Consider the following 14,532-nt stretch of genomic DNA (forward strand, 5'->3'; position numbering starts at 1 on the left):
AGGAACTTGCGCCCGAACACAGCAAGTTTTCTTTTACTGCTTTTGGCCCGCACACTAAAATTTAGGTGAAATGGGCGGCCTCCTTTCCGGCCGGAAGGCCCGCTGTCGGTACGTGTGCTAGGCGTTCACTTAAACGGTGATTTAAATGAGCCGAAAAGGCCCTTTCACATGTTACAAACGGTCGTATCCAGCAAGTAAAATCACTATCTCAGCAGCCACTCTCCGTGTCTTAGCACGCTGTATTTCCACTTTCTGAGAGGACGCCTACAAGCTCACGCTACTTCGCTATCGCCCCGCGCAAAAACTGGCAGAATGGCACCATCGCCGCAAAAACCTCCGCTACGTGGGCGCGGAAATCGGCGTGGCTCAGCACGGCCTCATCGGCCATCTGATGCGTGGCGGTGAAGCTTTTGTGCTTGAGCAGCTCGATTTCGGGATGGTCGACAGAGTAGGCGGCGGGAGATTTTTTGAGCCTGTCGCCGCTCATGGTGCCGAAGTAGCGCCGGAAATCGGGCGCGTTCAGAATGGCTTTTAGCTCCTCAGCGCTGTAGTCGATTTCCTGGCGGATGGCGGCCAGCTGGGTTTTATCGGGCTGGTAGAAGCCGCCGCCGATGAGCGTGTTGCCATTGGGGCCAATCTGCACGTAATAGCCCGGCGTTTCAATATCCTTGCCACTGGCAGTGAAGTAAGCCGAAAAGTGCGTTTTGTACGGGTCCTTGTTGTTGCTGAAACGCACGTCGCGGTAGATGCGGAAGATGCTTTTGCGGCCGGCCGGCCCGGCTATTCCCGGGTCGAGCCGGGCCAGCTCCTGAAACCAGAATTCGGCGTCTTCCTCAAACTGCTTGCGGAGCTGGTCGTAGGTGGGCTTGCGCTCCTGAAACCAGGGCCGGTCGTTGTGTTTGGTGAGGGCGGAGAGGAAGGTGAAGAGGGGTTTGAGCTGCATAGGAGCGGAACGTTGGCGGTCAACTCCCCTCCTTACCAAGGAGGGGATGTTTCAGCTTTAGCTGAAACGGGGGTGGTTGTTGGCGTTGAACAGCATCGTCAGGCTTTCGTTCGGGATTATCCAACGCCAACAACCACCCCAATTTTCGCTACGCAAAAATATCCCCTCCTTGATAAGGAGGGGATTTTTTGTTCAGTCAATCCTCTTCCTCTTTCGCCTCGTGTTTCGTTTTGGCTTCGCGCACGGCGGCGCTGCGGCGCGGGGCAGGCATGTGGCTGTGCTCGCCCCGAATGGCCTGCCAGATATTCTCGTTGAAAGCCAGGTCGGGCGCGGCGTCTTCGCGGCTCATATCGAACTTGAGGGAGCGCCGGGCGGGGGCGTTGAAGGCGGTGTTGCGCACGTCCTGCGGGGTGGTAGCGGGGCGCAGGATGTAGGGCTTGAAATCGGGCTTCGCGGTGAAGCAGGCCCAGAGCGGCGGGGCGGCGGCATCGTACTGGCTCATGGGCGGCAGGCCGAGAATGAGTTCCAGCGTGCGCAGCATGCCAGACGTGGTGTAGGCGGTGTGCACCACGGCGTGGCGGCGGACGTACGGCCCCACGAGGTAGGCCGTGGAGCGGTGCGCATCGACGTGGTCGGGGCCGTTCTGGGCGTCGTCTTCCACCACCATCACCACCGATTCTTTCCAGACGGCGCTTTGCGAGAGGTGCTCAATCAGGCGGCCTAGGGCCAGGTCGTTGTCGGCGGCGTAGCTCAGCGGGCTGAGCTCGCCTTTGCGGGCGCCGTAGGTGTGGTCGTTGGGCAGGCGGATGATGCTGAGGTCGGGCAGCTGGTTGGCGGCCACGAGGCGGTCGAAATCCTGCTCCCAGATGCGCTCCCGGTCCACGTCCCGCACGTGCAGGTCGAAGCCGGCGTAGGGTTCGCAAAAGTGGCCTTCGATGGCCGGCACGCTGGCTTTGCCCTTGTACACGAACTCGCCATAGCTGCGGTAGCTGCGGCCGGCGCGGCGGCAGTAGTCCCACAGGAAACCGTCCTTGGGCTCGGCTACTTCGCCGCGCTTGCCCTCGAAATCATACTCGCCGCCCCGGCCGCTGTAGTTGCCGGGCCAGCTTTTTTCCACGAAATCGGTGGCGTAGGCGGCTGTGCTCCAGTTGTGGCCGTCGGCGCTCACTTCGGCATCCACATAGAAATTATCGAGCAGCACAAACTCCCGGGTGAGGGCGTGGTGGTTGGGCGTCACCTTGTCGGGGAAGAGGCAGAGGCTGGCATCGCCGTTACCAGCCGGCAAATCGCCCAGTACTTGGTCATAGGTGCGGTTTTCCTTGATAATGTAGAAGACGTGTTTGATGGGCGAGGCCTCGCCCACGCGGCGGGGCACGGGGCTGCCGGCGGGCACTTCGGGCGCAGCCTCGCGGGCTTTGGTGAAGGGCGTGTTGGCATACACCTGGGCCGAGAACGCGGCCAGGGCTTTTTCGTCGGGCACGGGCAGGCGCGAGAGCGAGCCCAGCAGTAGCCCGCCGATGTAGCCTTTGCCTTTTTCGCCGTCGTCGCGCACCGGGTTGGGGCCGTTGGGGTTGGGTTTGGAAGTGCTGCCTTTGCCGTTGGCAATCAGCAGTTGATTGCCGGCCACGGCCACCGCCGTGGGGTACCAGCCGGTGGGGATGAAGCCGAGCGGCCGACTGGCGCGGGCCTCGCGCACGTCGAACACGGCCAGGCAATTGTTGTCGGCGTTGGCGATAAACAGCTGGCTGTCATCGGCGTTCAGAGCCAGTCCATCGGGGGTGCTGCCGGCGGGCGAGGCGGGAAACAGGGCCGTATTCAGCGTTTCGGTGACCTGGCCGAGGCGGGTATCAATGACCGAAACCGAGTTGCTGTTGGCATTGGCCACGAACAGGCGGCGGCCATCGCGGGTCAGCACCAGGTCGTTGGGGTGGCTTTCGACGGGAATCGAAGCCAGCAGCTGCTGCTTTTCCACATCATAAACTGCCACCGCGTGGCCGCCCCAGAGCGTGATGTAAAGCCGGGCGCCATCGGGGCTGAGCAGGGTGCCGTAAGCCTCGGCGGGCAGCCGGAGGGTGCGCAGGATGCGGCGCGTTTTCAGGTCAAAAGTGTAGAGCGAGTTGTCCTCCCGCGTCACGGCGTAGAGCACGTTGCGGCGGCCATCGACGGCGAGGCCGGCCACACCGATTTTCTGCTTGGGCCACTTTGCACCCAGCACAAAAGCACTGTCGGGCAGCAGCTTCCGGCCTTCAATCCGGAAGCAGTGAATGCGATTGTACTGCCCGCCGGAAGCGTAGAGCGTGCGGCCATCGGGCGCGAAAGCCAGGCCGGCCCAGGCGGCCGGCACCACGCGGGTATCGAGCACCTGGCCGGTGGCGGCATCGAGGAGCTGCACCGAGTTTTCGCCCCAGCCGGCATTGGTCACGGCGGCCAGGCGGCCGTCGGGGCTGGTTTGCAGGCTCAGGGGGAGGTCGCCGAGGGGTGTGGTGGTGCCGGCGGGGCTGAGTTTCCAACCGTTGGAAAGTAGCGTTTGGATGGTGCCGGCGATGGGGCCGGGCAGCACGCCGGGCGCTTCGGGCGCGGCCTGGGTGCTGGGGTTGCCGGAGCAGCCAAGCAGCGCCAGAAGCGGCAATAAAGAAGCGAAAGGGCGGTATTTTTTGAGAGAGGACATGGCTCGACCGGGACGGGCATTTTGGCCAGTGCCCGAGCCACAAAGGTAACGGGTGGGACCAGCAGTAGCGGTTACGGCAGCATTACGACGGCCATTGGCACCGGCGGCACCCGATAGAACTTCTCAACCCGAATGGACTAAGCTTCGGCACAAATAGTCTTCGGCATAAAATAGAAACTCCTGAATGCCGTTGTAGCCGCATTCCTATTCATTCTGGTTTGTTTCTATGCTGCGTCGACTCTCGTGTTGCGTGCTTCTGCTATTGCCCATTTTTCAGCTGCTGGCCCAGTCCTGCACCCCACCCACCGAGGGACAGCCCGGCACAAATCCGGCCGATTTCTGGCGGCAGCAGCGGCTGTTTCCCCGGGTGCGGGCGGCCGAAGCCACGGCTGACCCGGCCGTGACCAGCCGGCTGCGCAGCCACTACCTCGACCCGCGCCGGCTGGAAATCATGTTCCGCATCGTGAAAACCCGCGTGGAGCTGGAAGTGTGGGCGCGCAACCGAGGCGGCGGGTCGTTCGAACTGCTCCACGCCTACCCGCTGGCGGCCACCTCGGGCACCCTCGGCCCCAAGCGCCAGGCCGGCGACTACCAGGTGCCGGAGGGCTTCTACGAAATCGACCGCTTCAACCCCAACAGCAATTTCCACCTCTCCCTGGGCCTCAACTACCCCAACGCCGCCGATTTGGCGCTGGGCGAGCCCAACCCCGGGGGCGACATTTTCATCCACGGCGGCGCGGCCAGCATCGGCTGCATGCCCATTACCGATGCCGGCATCGAGGAAGTGTACCTACTGGCCATCACTGCCCGGACGGCGGGGCAGGCGGTGATTCAAGTGCACATTTTCCCGTTTCCAATCACCGAAGTTGAGCTGGACAAACACGCTACCAGCCCGCACCTAGCCTTCTGGCGGGGGCTGATACCGGGCTACGCTTACTTTGAAAAGCAGCATGAGCCGGCGGAACTGCTGGAGCTGGCCGTGAAGTAGCGCGGGCTTTAGCTGCTACCTTGCCGCCGTGCCGCGTTTCCTCCTGCTTTTCCTGGCCCTTATTGCCCTGTTCAACGTCAGCCGTGTGCTGCGCGAACCCCGCCCCGATGCGGACCGGCCCATGGATTTCCGCACCTGCTACGTGGGCCAGCAAGTGCTGCGCCAGGGCGAAAACCCCTACGATGATGCGGCGCTGAAAGCCGGCTGGCAGCGCATTGTTCAGCAAGAGAATATCGTTAGCCGCACCCAGCCGGGACTGCCCAACCTCCCGTTTCTGTACCCACCGTGGGCGGCGGGGCTGTTCGGCGGCACCATCGGCCGGCTGCCTTACGCGCTGGCGTGGCAGCTGTGGTACGGGCTGGCCCTGCTGAGCCTGGTGCTGCTGGCCAGGCTGTGGCCCAAGGCGCTGCACACTAAAAATTCGGATGCGGTGCCGTGGTGGCAGTTTTTGTTGGCCGCCGTGGCGCTGAAAGGCACCGTACCGGCCCTGCTCACCGGCCAGCCCACGTTCGCGGCGCTGGCGCTGGGCGTGGGCGCGCTGGCGATGGGCAGCAGGGTAAAACGTATTTCTGATGGCAATACAACTTCAGCGAAACCAGAAGCTACTGCTGATGTTGAAGCCGCAACAAATTCAGCAATTGCGCAAAAAAAGCCGCTCTGGCAGCCAATAGCAGCGGGTATATTGCTGGGCCTAGCCGCGTTCAAAGTCACCTTACTCCTGCCCTTTGCCGCGTGGTTTCTCTGGAAAAAGCAGTGGCTGACGCTGGTCGTGGCCGCCGCCGTAGTGGGGCTGCTGAGTGCGGTGGCGTTCTACTGGGCCGCTTTTCCAGCGGAATTATTGCCCACCTACCAGCACCTGCTAGCGCAGGTGCGCACCCAGTCCTTCGACCCCGCCGACCCCGACTACCCCCTCACCCAGGGCCTGACGCTACGCCTTGAGCTGGCCAACGTGCTGGAATGGCTGCGCCCCGGCAGCAGCCCCTGGCACCTGCTGCTGCACGGCGCGCTGTGGCTGGCGGCCGGCCTGCGGCTGCTGTGGCTCCGGCGGCAGCTGTTGCTGGCCGACTGGCACCTGTTTCTGGTACTGAGCACGCTCACGCTGCTCACCACTTACCACCTGTACTACGACGCCATTCTGCTGCTGCCGCTGTTGCTGTTCAGCCGGCACCTGCCGCGCCGGGTGCAGTGGTGGCTGCTGGTATTTATGCTGCCGCTGCTACTGCCGCTCAATGGAATTGCACTGGCGCTGGGCAACCCGGTGGGGCTGCATGTTCTGTATTTTCTGCCGCCGCTGGGGTTGCTGGGGGTGCTGGGGCTGCTGCTGGCGCGGCCCCCTCACTTCACCCCAGGCCCCTCTCCCGCGGAGAGGGGAGCCTGACGATTGCAGGCGTCTGTGCCGCCGTGGCTCCCCTCTCCCCGGGAGAGGGGCCGGGGGTGAGGTTACACCATCCGGCACGGTTTTTTCGTTTACGCCGCATTACCATACGCCTCCATTGCCCATGAAACACTTTTTTCTTGCCCTGCTCCCGCTGCTGCTCACCATGGCGGCCCGCGCCCAACGCCCTACCGACATCTGGTATTTCGGCCAGCAGGCTGGCCTCACCTTTGCCGAGGGCAACACGCCCAAGCCCCTGAACGACGGCAAGATGAGCACCTACGAGGGCTGCGCCGTGGCTACTACGGCCAAGGGCGAGCTGCTCTTCTACACCAACGGCGAAACCGTATGGAACCGCAAGCACCAGCCCATGCCCAACGGCCGCCAGCTGATGGGCAGCGGCAGCAGCACCCAGTCGGCCCTCATCGTGCCCGACCCCGGCTCGGGCAACATCTTCTATATCTTCACGGTAGCCCCGCAGGGCACGCCCAACGGACTGCGCTACTCCATCGTGGACATGACCCGCGCCGATGGCTTCGGCGACCTACCCCGCGTGAACCTGCTGCTCATCCAGCCGGTGGCCGAAAAGCTGGCCGCCGTGCGCCACGCCAACGGCCGCGATACCTGGATAGTAGCTCACCGCTGGAACTCCAACGCCTTCGTGAGCTACCTCGTCACGGCCGACGGCGTATCGGCCAAGCCGCTGATGAGCAACGTGGGCAGCATGAACGCCGGCCCCGGCCGCAATGCCATTGGCGCGCTCAAGTTTTCGCCCGATGGCAAGCACCTCGCCGCCGCGCTGTGGAAAGAAACCAACAAATTCGAGGTGTATGATTTTGACCGCAGCACCGGCAAGGTGAGCAACCCGCGCGGCTTCGGGCCTTACGCGGAAGCTTACGGGGTGGAGTTTTCACCCGATGGCAAGTTTGTGTATGGCACCTGCAACGGCGTGGGCGGCGGCGAAACCCAGATTTGGCAGTTCGACTTAGCCAAAAAGCCCGCTCCGCCGGTGCTGGTGGGCAAGTCGGCCAATCGCAAAATCGGGGCGCTCCAGCTCGGGCCGGATGGCCGCATCTACGTGGCCCGCGAGGACAACCCCAACCTCGGCGTTATCGAGCAGCCCAACGTGGCCGGCAAGGATTGCAAGTACGTGGACGAGGGATTGAAGCTGGGCGGCCGGCGCAGCAAGCTGGGCCTGCCCGCGTTTGTGGTAGTACCGAATTAGGGTAAGAGGGTGTGAGTCACAGCAGAATTAAGCCCGTCATGCAGAACGCAGCGAAGCATCTTTACCGCAATAGTAATTCCATTCGATTGGATTAGTTACACGGTAAAGATGCTTCGCTGCGCTCTGCATGACAGACTTGACTCCAGTCTTCTACCCCCCCTAATTCGAGCTGCCAATTTTAAAGCGCAATACCCCAAAGGCCACCGAGCTATACGGCGAGTCTTCGCTGAGCAGGCCCAACACGTCGCGGGTGCTGATGCCGGCTTCCCACACCGGCGAAACCAGCGTGAGGCCCAGCGGCAGGCTCTTGCCGTAGCCCGCGCCGCTGGTTACGCCGCTGCTCAGCTTCAGCCAGCTCAGGGGTTTGTAGTCGAGGCCCAGGCCTACGAAGGTGGTGGTGAGGTTACCGGCCACCTTGTTGAGGGGCGCGGTTACGTCGAGGCCGGCTTCGAAGAACTTGTTGAGGCGCACGCCGCCGCCCAGGCGCAGCTTGGCGGGCAGGGCAGCCGTGCGCTCCTTGGCGGTGGTGTAGGTGAAGAGGTTCTGCTTGTCGGTATCGAACTGCGCGCTAATTTCCTTGAACACGTTGTAGGTCTGCACGCCGGTGGAGGCTGTTTGCTGGAGCTTCTGGTCGGAGGCTTCGAGCACGTTGGCGGTCCAGGTCATCGAGCCCATATCCGTAACCGAAGCGCCGAAGCGGAATATTTTGCCGATTTCGGCCGACAAGCCCGCGTCGAATCCATTGCCGTGGCCCACCGGCTTCAGGCCCGAGCCCGATTCGTAGTTGAAGTTGGGATTGCTGGCCAGCGCGCCGTAATTGATATCAAACACCGGCGAGAACGCCGTGTAGGCCGTCAGGTTGCCGCCGCTCACCCGGATATCGGCAATGCCGATGCCCTGGATGTAGCGGTAGCCCGCCCCCAGCGCCAGCTTCAGGCCGTTATTGTGGTACACCTGAATGCCGTAGGCCACGTTGAACTCGTTGGTAATGGCCGCCTGAATGCTGGTTCCGTCGAGCACCGTGGAAATGAGCGGCGCGTTGGCGGCCGTGGGCGTGGGCGCACCGCTGGTGTTGGGCGTGGGGTAATACTGCTTCACCACAGCGGCATTCTGGCCATTGATGATGATATCGGCGGCGTTGCGGTTGAGGGCCAGGTGGCCGCCAACGCGCTGCCGGCTGCTGAACGCCAGGCCACCCAGGCCGTTGGGCAGCGTTACGGCCAGGCCGAAGAGGTTGGTATCGAGATTGAAGTTCAGCACGTTGTCGCCGGAGAGCTGATTAACCAGCGTAGCTTTTTCGGCGGGCCCGATGCTCTGGCTGGCATCGTAGATGATGTGCTTGAAGGTGGTTTTACTCAGCGACTGCGAGCCGATGCCCGCCCCCACTTCGCCAATGGTGAAGGCCACCCGGAAATTGATGCTGCGGCCCAGGTTGGCGGGGTTGATGCCGATGGCCTGGTAGTCGCTGGCGAAGGTGTTGATGACGCCGCCCCGGCCCGTGGCCGAGAAGTTGCTGAGCTCGTTTTGGGCGAAAGCCGTGGCGGGCAGGGCCAGCCCAGCGGCCAGCGATAAGAAGCGGAGAGATGGTTTCATAGGGCGAGAATGTGCGGTAAGCTTTAGCTTGCCGTTTAATTGTTGGAAAACGGGCCAACGCCGGCCCCAAAGTTAATCGGCAAGCGGAAGCTTACCGCACAAAATGCCTCCCAAACGCCTCTCCGCCGCTGAGTATGCCACCGGCATCCGGGCCGGCTCCCGCACGGTGCTGGGCCGTGCCATCACCCTCGTCGAAAGCACCCTGCCCACCGACCACGCCTTGGCGCAGGAGGTGTTGCAGGCGGTATTGCCGCACACCGGGCGCAGCCTGCGAGTGGGCATTACGGGCGTGCCGGGCGTGGGCAAAAGCACCTTTATTGAGGCACTGGGCCGGTATTTGGTCGAAACCAAGGGCCTGAAGCTGGCCGTGCTGGCCGTGGACCCCAGCAGCCAACGCGGCGGCGGCAGCATTCTGGGCGACAAGACGCGGATGCCCTGGCTCTCGGCCCAGCCGGCGGCGTTTATCCGGCCCTCGCCGGCCGGCAGCAGCCTGGGCGGGGTGGCGCGGGCCACCCGCGAGGCCTTATTATTATGCGAAGCAGCGGGCCACGACGTGATTATCGTGGAAACCGTGGGCGTGGGCCAGTCCGAAACCACGGTGCACGGCATGGTCGATTTTTTCCTGCTCCTGATGCTGGCCGGGGCCGGCGACGAATTACAGGGCGTGAAACGCGGCATCATGGAAATGGCCGATGCCCTGTGCATCACCAAATCCGACCACGGCAACGAGCAAGCCGCCCGCCGCGCCCGCCTCGACTACCAAAGCGCGCTGCACCTGTTTCCGGCCGCGCCTTCGGGGCAGGTGGTGCCGGTACTGCTCACCTCGGCAGTGGACGGCACGGGCATCGGGGCCGTGTGGGAGGTCATCGAAACCTACGCAGCCGCCACCCGCACCAGCGGCTATTTCGAGCGCCGCCGGCAGCAGCAGCAGTTGCAATGGCTGCACCAAAGCATCGCCCAGGCGCTGGAGAGTCGGTTTTATGCCGATGCGGCGGTGCGTGAGCGGCTGCCCGCGGTGCAGGCGGCCGTGGCGGCCGGACAGCTCACGCCGTTTGCGGCGGCCGAGGAACTGCTGGGGCTGTAGGACGGGGCGGGCGCGTGGGGGTGCGGCGGGGCGAGGTTTGGGCTGACGTGGAATGCAGCGCAGCGCGGGCTGACGGACGGAATTGTTGGCGCGGCCGTCTACATTCGCTTTTCCACTAATACCCAATGGGTTTATCAGCTGGTGCGCGTCTGCAATGCTCACCAGTGGGGATTTCCAACAATTTTCAAAAACCTTTTTTAGCTACCGATGAAAAAGACTTACCGTTGGGTTGCCGTTTTTTCACTTATCGGGTGGCTGCTGGGCTCCGGGCCAGTGGCGGCGCAGGTGCTATGGTCGAAACTGGGGAGTTCGCCTGCCCGCCTGGAAACCGGCAAGTTTATGACAGCCGTAGGTGGGGGATTCGTGATGGTGGGAGATGCGGCCACCCAATCGACCGTTAAAGTGAACGTAATGAGCGTTACCCCGTCTTGAAAAAAAAAGGGGGGGGGGGTAGACCTACTCGGCCCTAGCGCCCCGTGTGCGCTCCCTTTTTGGTGCAAATAGAAAATCTGCCTCTTACATTAGCAAGCAGCAATCTAAGCTATATGAACTACCAGCGCACGACCGACCCGCCGAAATTGCCACCAGTAGCTACTGCCCTGCTCGTGCTCGGGGTGTTTCTCAATTTTCTTTTTCCGCTTCTTCCTCCAACTCGCGCCCTGGTTCGAGTGGGGGGCCGCGCAATGGCTTTTAGCGCCCTTGCCGTCGGCGGATTTTTAATCCTGCGCCACTATTGGGTATACGACAAGCCCCTGTTCAAACGAAAAATTGTGTTACTCGCGGTGGGTGTGGTCATGAGTATTTGCTTGTATTTCATTATTAATCAGTATACGGGCGCCCCTACCCAAGCAGTGCATTACTAGCGGCTTCCTCAGGCTGCTGCAAATCTCCGCAAATCGCTCCTTTCAATGAACGGTAGGAACTAGCCCGGCACCTGATGGTCAGATGGCCCTTACAGCGCGGGGTGAGTTTAAGAAATTCGTCTACGAATCAACGTTTACGAAATGCACGAAAGGGATGAGTTTCGTAAACGCCCACTGCTGGCACGCGTCTGCGACGCGCTGCCGACTGGGTTCGAGCCTGTGGCTCGGGTCGTGCTAGCGTCTGGTGGCGTTGGGCAATGCCTGAGCCAGAGGCTCGAACCCAGTCGGCAGCGCGTCAGAGACGCGCACCAGCTCGTTCCTCCAGCTCGTTCCTACCCGCGCCGGGGGCGCAGGGCCAGATAATCGAGATAATACAGCACCTTCACCGACACCGAGTTATTGTGCGGGGTGTTGATGGTATTGCTTAGGTTGTCGAAGTAGAGCGGGGTGGCGGCGTTGGCTTCGAAGAAGGACGCGCCGGCGTTTTTCCAGACGATGCTGACCTGCGAGCCGGGCGCGAACCACCAGGAATAGACGGCGTCGATGTTGAAGGCGTTGAAGGTGTTGTCGCGGTTGCGGTTGTAAGTGGGTTCGGGGGTTTCGAGGCCGTCGGGGTGCAGGCGGGAGAAGTCGCGGTAGTGCACATTGCTCACGTAGTGCCGCAGCCGGATGTTGAACGACATGCGGTTGGTAAACGTGTAGGTGGCCGTGGCGGTGTTGGTGAAGGTGGTGACGTTGCGGCGGCCGAGCAGCACGTCGCCCTCCTTGCCGCCGAAGCGGCGAAACATGGGCGCATCGGTCGAGTCGGAAGCGTTGAGGCCGCCGGCGTAGCCAATCTGGTTCAGCCGCCGCTCGTAGCCGATGGAATACACGAAGCTGAGTTGGTTGCTGGCCCGGTAGCGAGGGCCGAGGGTGAGGGCGTAGGTGTAGCGGCCGGTGCGGTCGCCGTCGGCGGTGAATACGCGCGCCCCGTATTTGACGTCCCAGGCGAATTTCTTGCGGTAATCGGAAGAGAAAAAGCCGTTGATGCCCACGTTGGCGGGCTTGCGCACGTAGTATTTGCCCAGCGGCGCGCGGCGCGGGTCAAAGTAGTCGCGGGTGAGGGGCGCGGCGTCGAGGTTGATGCCAGTGGTGAGGAAGCTTTTGGTGAAGGTGGTGTTGCCGCCCAGGTACAGGCCCGCGTCCTGGTAGAGCATGGGGCGCTCCAGCAGCGAGTAGGCCACGGAGGCATAGGTGCTCAGCTTGTTGACTTTCCAGAACGGCGTGTAGATGTTGTAGCTGGCGCTGGCCGACTGCGAGATGTTGTTGTTGGCGAAGAGCAGGCCCAGGTCGTTGGGGTTGTAGGAGTGCGACTCGATGCCGTGGTCGACGCTCCAGGTGAATTTGCCCGACACTTTGCCGTAGTTCAGGTAGTACTTGTAGCCGTCCTGGTCCGATATTTCATCCTGGGAGCCAAAGGCTTTGCCCCGGCGGTTGGAGTATATCACGCGGCCGTTGAGGGCGTAGGAGTTGGCCTTGTTGGCGAATTTGAAAAGGCCGCCCGTCACGTTGGCGTCGTAGGTGCTGCCGGCACGGGTCACGTTGGTGTTCACCAGGCTCACGTAGGAGTTGTTTTTGAGGCTCTGGTCGAGCACCACGATGTTGTAGTTGCTCAACGGCTGAGTGAGCACGTCGCGCCGCGCGCCGGTGGTGCTGTCCTGCACGGTGGCGTACATGTCGTTGCTCACGGCATTGAAAATGCCCACGCCCAGGCCCCTGCTGGTGCGGCCCGATACTTTGGTGGCATTGAGCAGGCGCGTGATGCCAGGGTTCTGCACGATGAACTCGCCGGCGTGGCGCTTGCCGTCGGCCATCCGGGTGCCGGCGTGCAGTTGCCCATCCACGGTGCCAAAGCCCAGCGGCTGTGCCCCCACCCGCCGCGAATAAAACAGCCCGCCCTTGTTGAACAGCTCGGTCCCTTCGGTGAAAAAGCCCCGGTTTTCGTTGTACTGCACCTCGAAGGGCGAGAGGTTGAGCACCTGGTTGTCGCTCTGCACCTGCCCGAAATCGGGCACCAGGGTGGCATCCAGGGTGAAGCTTTCGTTGATGCCCCACTTCACGTCGGCCCCGCCGTTGAAGGTAGTGGTGGTGTTCTGCTTGCCCTGCTCGTTGTAGGGGTAGTGGTTCAGGTAGGTGCTCACGTAGGGCGTGAGCGAGAGGCGCAGCGGGGGCTTGAGGTCGCGCAGGCCGGTGAGCTCGCCCCACTGGTTCACGAAGCCATCCACCTGCGGCTTCACCTCGTTCCAGAAAAATTTCTGCCGCGAGCTGCGCCGCTGCCGAACGAAGTTCAGCCCCCACACCTGCTCAAGGGCCTTGCTGAAGCGAATGGCCGAATAGGGAATGCGGATTTCGGCTACCCAGTCGGTGCCGTGCAGGGCGGTGCGCGATTCCCATACGGCGTTCCAGTTACCATCCTCGCCGTTGGTGGGCGAGAGGCGGGCGTCGAGCTGCACGCCACCCGAAGTAACGATGAATTGATAGCCGTTGAGGTGGTCGTCATAGGTATCGAGCAGCACCCCGAACCAATCCGAAGTGCCAATATTATCCCGGTTGCTCAGCTCCCGCAGAATGGAATCCTGCGACACATCGTGCATGATGGCCCCCACGTAAATCGCGGCATCGTCGTAGAGCACGCGCACTTCGGTAGGGTGTTTTTCGATGGGGCCGGGCGTGGGCTCCAACTCGTAAAATTTGGTGGCGATGGGGGCCGACTGCCACACGGCCTCGTCGAGCAGGCCGTCCAGCTTGGGCGGGGTGCTGATGCGCGTGGCCTGAAGCTGGCGTTTGGGGGCCGGCCGGGCGGCATCGGTAGCCGGCGTGGCGGCTGGCCCCTTCTGGGCCTGGGCCACTCCAATAAATAAGCTAAACCAACAAAACAGTAGATAACAACGCATAGTAATTGTCCGAAACAGAATAACCTTCGGAAGGGCCAAGAGATGGGTATCAGGGCTAAATAGTTGCTTGTGGGCTGTCATTTCCCAGATTATTAAAAAATGATGGGCATAAAAAAGCCGGTTTCCCGCGAGAAAAACCGGCTTTTTCGCTTTCCTCCCGCCCCTATTACTGGGTCGAAATCATCATGTTAAAGCTCTTGCCATCGTTGTGGCCGGTGAGCTTGCGGTACTTAGCCGCCAGCTCACCGGGCTGCTTTTTACCGTTCACCGTCAGGCCGGAGCTGTTGAGCTGGAACTGCAGGTTTTTCTCGTCGGCCCCGATAATGCCGTCCTTGCGCAGCTCGCTCCGCAGTTCGTCCGTGTCGAGGCGGGGCGGGGCCGGCAGCGCAGGCAGGGGCGGCATAGGGGCCATGCGCGGGGTGCGGGGCGGCGTGGGGCCAGCGCCGTTGATGATGGTGCTGCTGTCGCTGCTGCGGGTTATCACCATCGCATTATTGCCGGTCAGTGGGCGGCCGGTATTGCTTTCATACAGCTTCAGGTATTTCTGAAACACCTTCGGCGGCTGCTCCTTGCCATCAATCATCAGGCTGCGGGCAGTGAGCTTGATTTGGTAGTGGTTGGGGTCTTTCAGGAGGCCGTCCTTCTGCATCTGGTCCAGCAGGGCCTCGTTGCGGTCGCGGTCGCGGTCGGCGCGGTCGCGGTTGCGGTCGGCCTGGTCCTGGTCACGGTCGGCGCGGTCCTGCTCCAGGTCGCGCAGCTCCTGCTGCGACTCACGGATGCGGTTCTGGAGCTCCTGGCGGCGGTCGCGGGCTTCCTGGGCACGGTCGGGGCCTTGGCGCTGGGAATTACGCTCCTCCTGG

At 62.4% G+C, this 14,532-nt stretch carries 11 protein-coding genes; 6 read left to right on the forward strand and 5 right to left on the reverse strand.

Translation table 11 applies throughout. From position 1 onward, the window contains the following. Positions 1-277: 277 nt before the first annotated feature. Both KQ659_RS15590 and KQ659_RS15595 read right to left on the reverse strand, forming a co-directional pair. Positions 278-943: a DUF2461 domain-containing protein gene (locus tag KQ659_RS15590; RefSeq protein ID WP_216688250.1), complete on the reverse strand. Its 666-nt coding sequence runs from the start codon at positions 941-943 to the stop codon at positions 278-280. A 196-nt stretch (positions 944-1,139) separates the two neighbouring features. Then, complete coding sequence (locus KQ659_RS15595) at positions 1,140-3,611, reverse strand: bifunctional YncE family protein/alkaline phosphatase family protein (RefSeq protein ID WP_216686154.1); 2,472 nt, start codon at positions 3,609-3,611, stop codon at positions 1,140-1,142. A 226-nt stretch (positions 3,612-3,837) separates the two neighbouring features. Here KQ659_RS15595 and KQ659_RS15600 point away from each other — a divergent pair, with 226 nt between their 5' ends. From KQ659_RS15600 to KQ659_RS15610, 3 genes are all read left to right on the forward strand, one after another. Next, the gene (locus KQ659_RS15600) at positions 3,838-4,599 is read left to right on the forward strand and encodes a L,D-transpeptidase family protein (RefSeq protein ID WP_216688249.1); all 762 of its coding nucleotides are present in this window, start codon (positions 3,838-3,840) and stop codon (positions 4,597-4,599) included. 28 nt (positions 4,600-4,627) lie between these two features. Next, complete coding sequence (locus KQ659_RS15605; RefSeq protein ID WP_216688248.1) at positions 4,628-5,977, forward strand: glycosyltransferase family 87 protein; 1,350 nt, start codon at positions 4,628-4,630, stop codon at positions 5,975-5,977. A gap of 121 nt (positions 5,978-6,098) precedes the next feature. Continuing rightward, positions 6,099-7,199, forward strand: coding sequence for a WD40 repeat domain-containing protein (locus KQ659_RS15610; RefSeq protein ID WP_216688247.1), 1,101 nt, complete (start codon positions 6,099-6,101; stop codon positions 7,197-7,199). A 159-nt stretch (positions 7,200-7,358) separates the two neighbouring features. On the opposite strand, the gene KQ659_RS15615 is transcribed toward KQ659_RS15610, so the two are convergent. Continuing rightward, positions 7,359-8,792, reverse strand: coding sequence for a DUF5723 family protein (locus tag KQ659_RS15615; protein ID WP_216680211.1), 1,434 nt, complete (start codon positions 8,790-8,792; stop codon positions 7,359-7,361). A 103-nt stretch (positions 8,793-8,895) separates the two neighbouring features. Here KQ659_RS15615 and meaB point away from each other — a divergent pair, with 103 nt between their 5' ends. From meaB to KQ659_RS15630, 3 genes are all read left to right on the forward strand, one after another. Then, the gene (meaB, locus tag KQ659_RS15620; RefSeq protein ID WP_216680210.1) at positions 8,896-9,876 is read left to right on the forward strand and encodes a methylmalonyl Co-A mutase-associated GTPase MeaB; all 981 of its coding nucleotides are present in this window, start codon (positions 8,896-8,898) and stop codon (positions 9,874-9,876) included. 207 nt (positions 9,877-10,083) lie between these two features. Then, complete coding sequence (locus KQ659_RS15625) at positions 10,084-10,308, forward strand: hypothetical protein (RefSeq protein ID WP_216680209.1); 225 nt, start codon at positions 10,084-10,086, stop codon at positions 10,306-10,308. Between the two features lie 113 nt (positions 10,309-10,421). Then, complete coding sequence (locus tag KQ659_RS15630; RefSeq protein WP_216680208.1) at positions 10,422-10,739, forward strand: hypothetical protein; 318 nt, start codon at positions 10,422-10,424, stop codon at positions 10,737-10,739. 332 nt (positions 10,740-11,071) lie between these two features. On the opposite strand, the gene KQ659_RS15635 is transcribed toward KQ659_RS15630, so the two are convergent. Both KQ659_RS15635 and KQ659_RS15640 read right to left on the reverse strand, forming a co-directional pair. Continuing rightward, positions 11,072-13,627: a DUF5916 domain-containing protein gene (locus tag KQ659_RS15635; RefSeq protein WP_216686147.1), complete on the reverse strand. Its 2,556-nt coding sequence runs from the start codon at positions 13,625-13,627 to the stop codon at positions 11,072-11,074. A gap of 211 nt (positions 13,628-13,838) precedes the next feature. Continuing rightward, positions 13,839-14,321 (reverse strand): hypothetical protein, encoded by a 483-nt coding sequence (locus KQ659_RS15640; RefSeq protein ID WP_216688246.1) that lies wholly within the window; start codon positions 14,319-14,321, stop codon positions 13,839-13,841. Between the last annotated feature and the right edge of the window lie 211 nt (positions 14,322-14,532).

This window comes from Hymenobacter siberiensis, from assembly GCF_018967865.2.
Classification (GTDB): Bacteria; Bacteroidota; Bacteroidia; order Cytophagales; family Hymenobacteraceae; genus Hymenobacter; species Hymenobacter siberiensis.

What these genes read in the sequence shown, in the direction of transcription:
- KQ659_RS15610 (WP_216688247.1), top strand. Translation starts at nt 6,099, where the DNA reads ATGAAACACTTTTTTCTTGCCCTGCTCCCGCTGCTGCTCACCATGGCG.
- KQ659_RS15595 (WP_216686154.1), bottom strand. Translation starts at nt 3,611, where the DNA reads ATGTCCTCTCTCAAAAAATACCGCCCTTTCGCTTCTTTATTGCCGCTT.
- KQ659_RS15615 (WP_216680211.1), bottom strand. Translation starts at nt 8,792, where the DNA reads ATGAAACCATCTCTCCGCTTCTTATCGCTGGCCGCTGGGCTGGCCCTG.
- KQ659_RS15630 (WP_216680208.1), top strand. Translation starts at nt 10,422, where the DNA reads ATGAACTACCAGCGCACGACCGACCCGCCGAAATTGCCACCAGTAGCT.
- KQ659_RS15640 (WP_216688246.1), bottom strand. Translation starts at nt 14,321, where the DNA reads ATGCAGAAGGACGGCCTCCTGAAAGACCCCAACCACTACCAAATCAAG.
- KQ659_RS15625 (WP_216680209.1), top strand. Translation starts at nt 10,084, where the DNA reads ATGAAAAAGACTTACCGTTGGGTTGCCGTTTTTTCACTTATCGGGTGG.
- KQ659_RS15600 (WP_216688249.1), top strand. Translation starts at nt 3,838, where the DNA reads ATGCTGCGTCGACTCTCGTGTTGCGTGCTTCTGCTATTGCCCATTTTT.
- KQ659_RS15590 (WP_216688250.1), bottom strand. Translation starts at nt 943, where the DNA reads ATGCAGCTCAAACCCCTCTTCACCTTCCTCTCCGCCCTCACCAAACAC.
- meaB (WP_216680210.1), top strand. Translation starts at nt 8,896, where the DNA reads ATGCCTCCCAAACGCCTCTCCGCCGCTGAGTATGCCACCGGCATCCGG.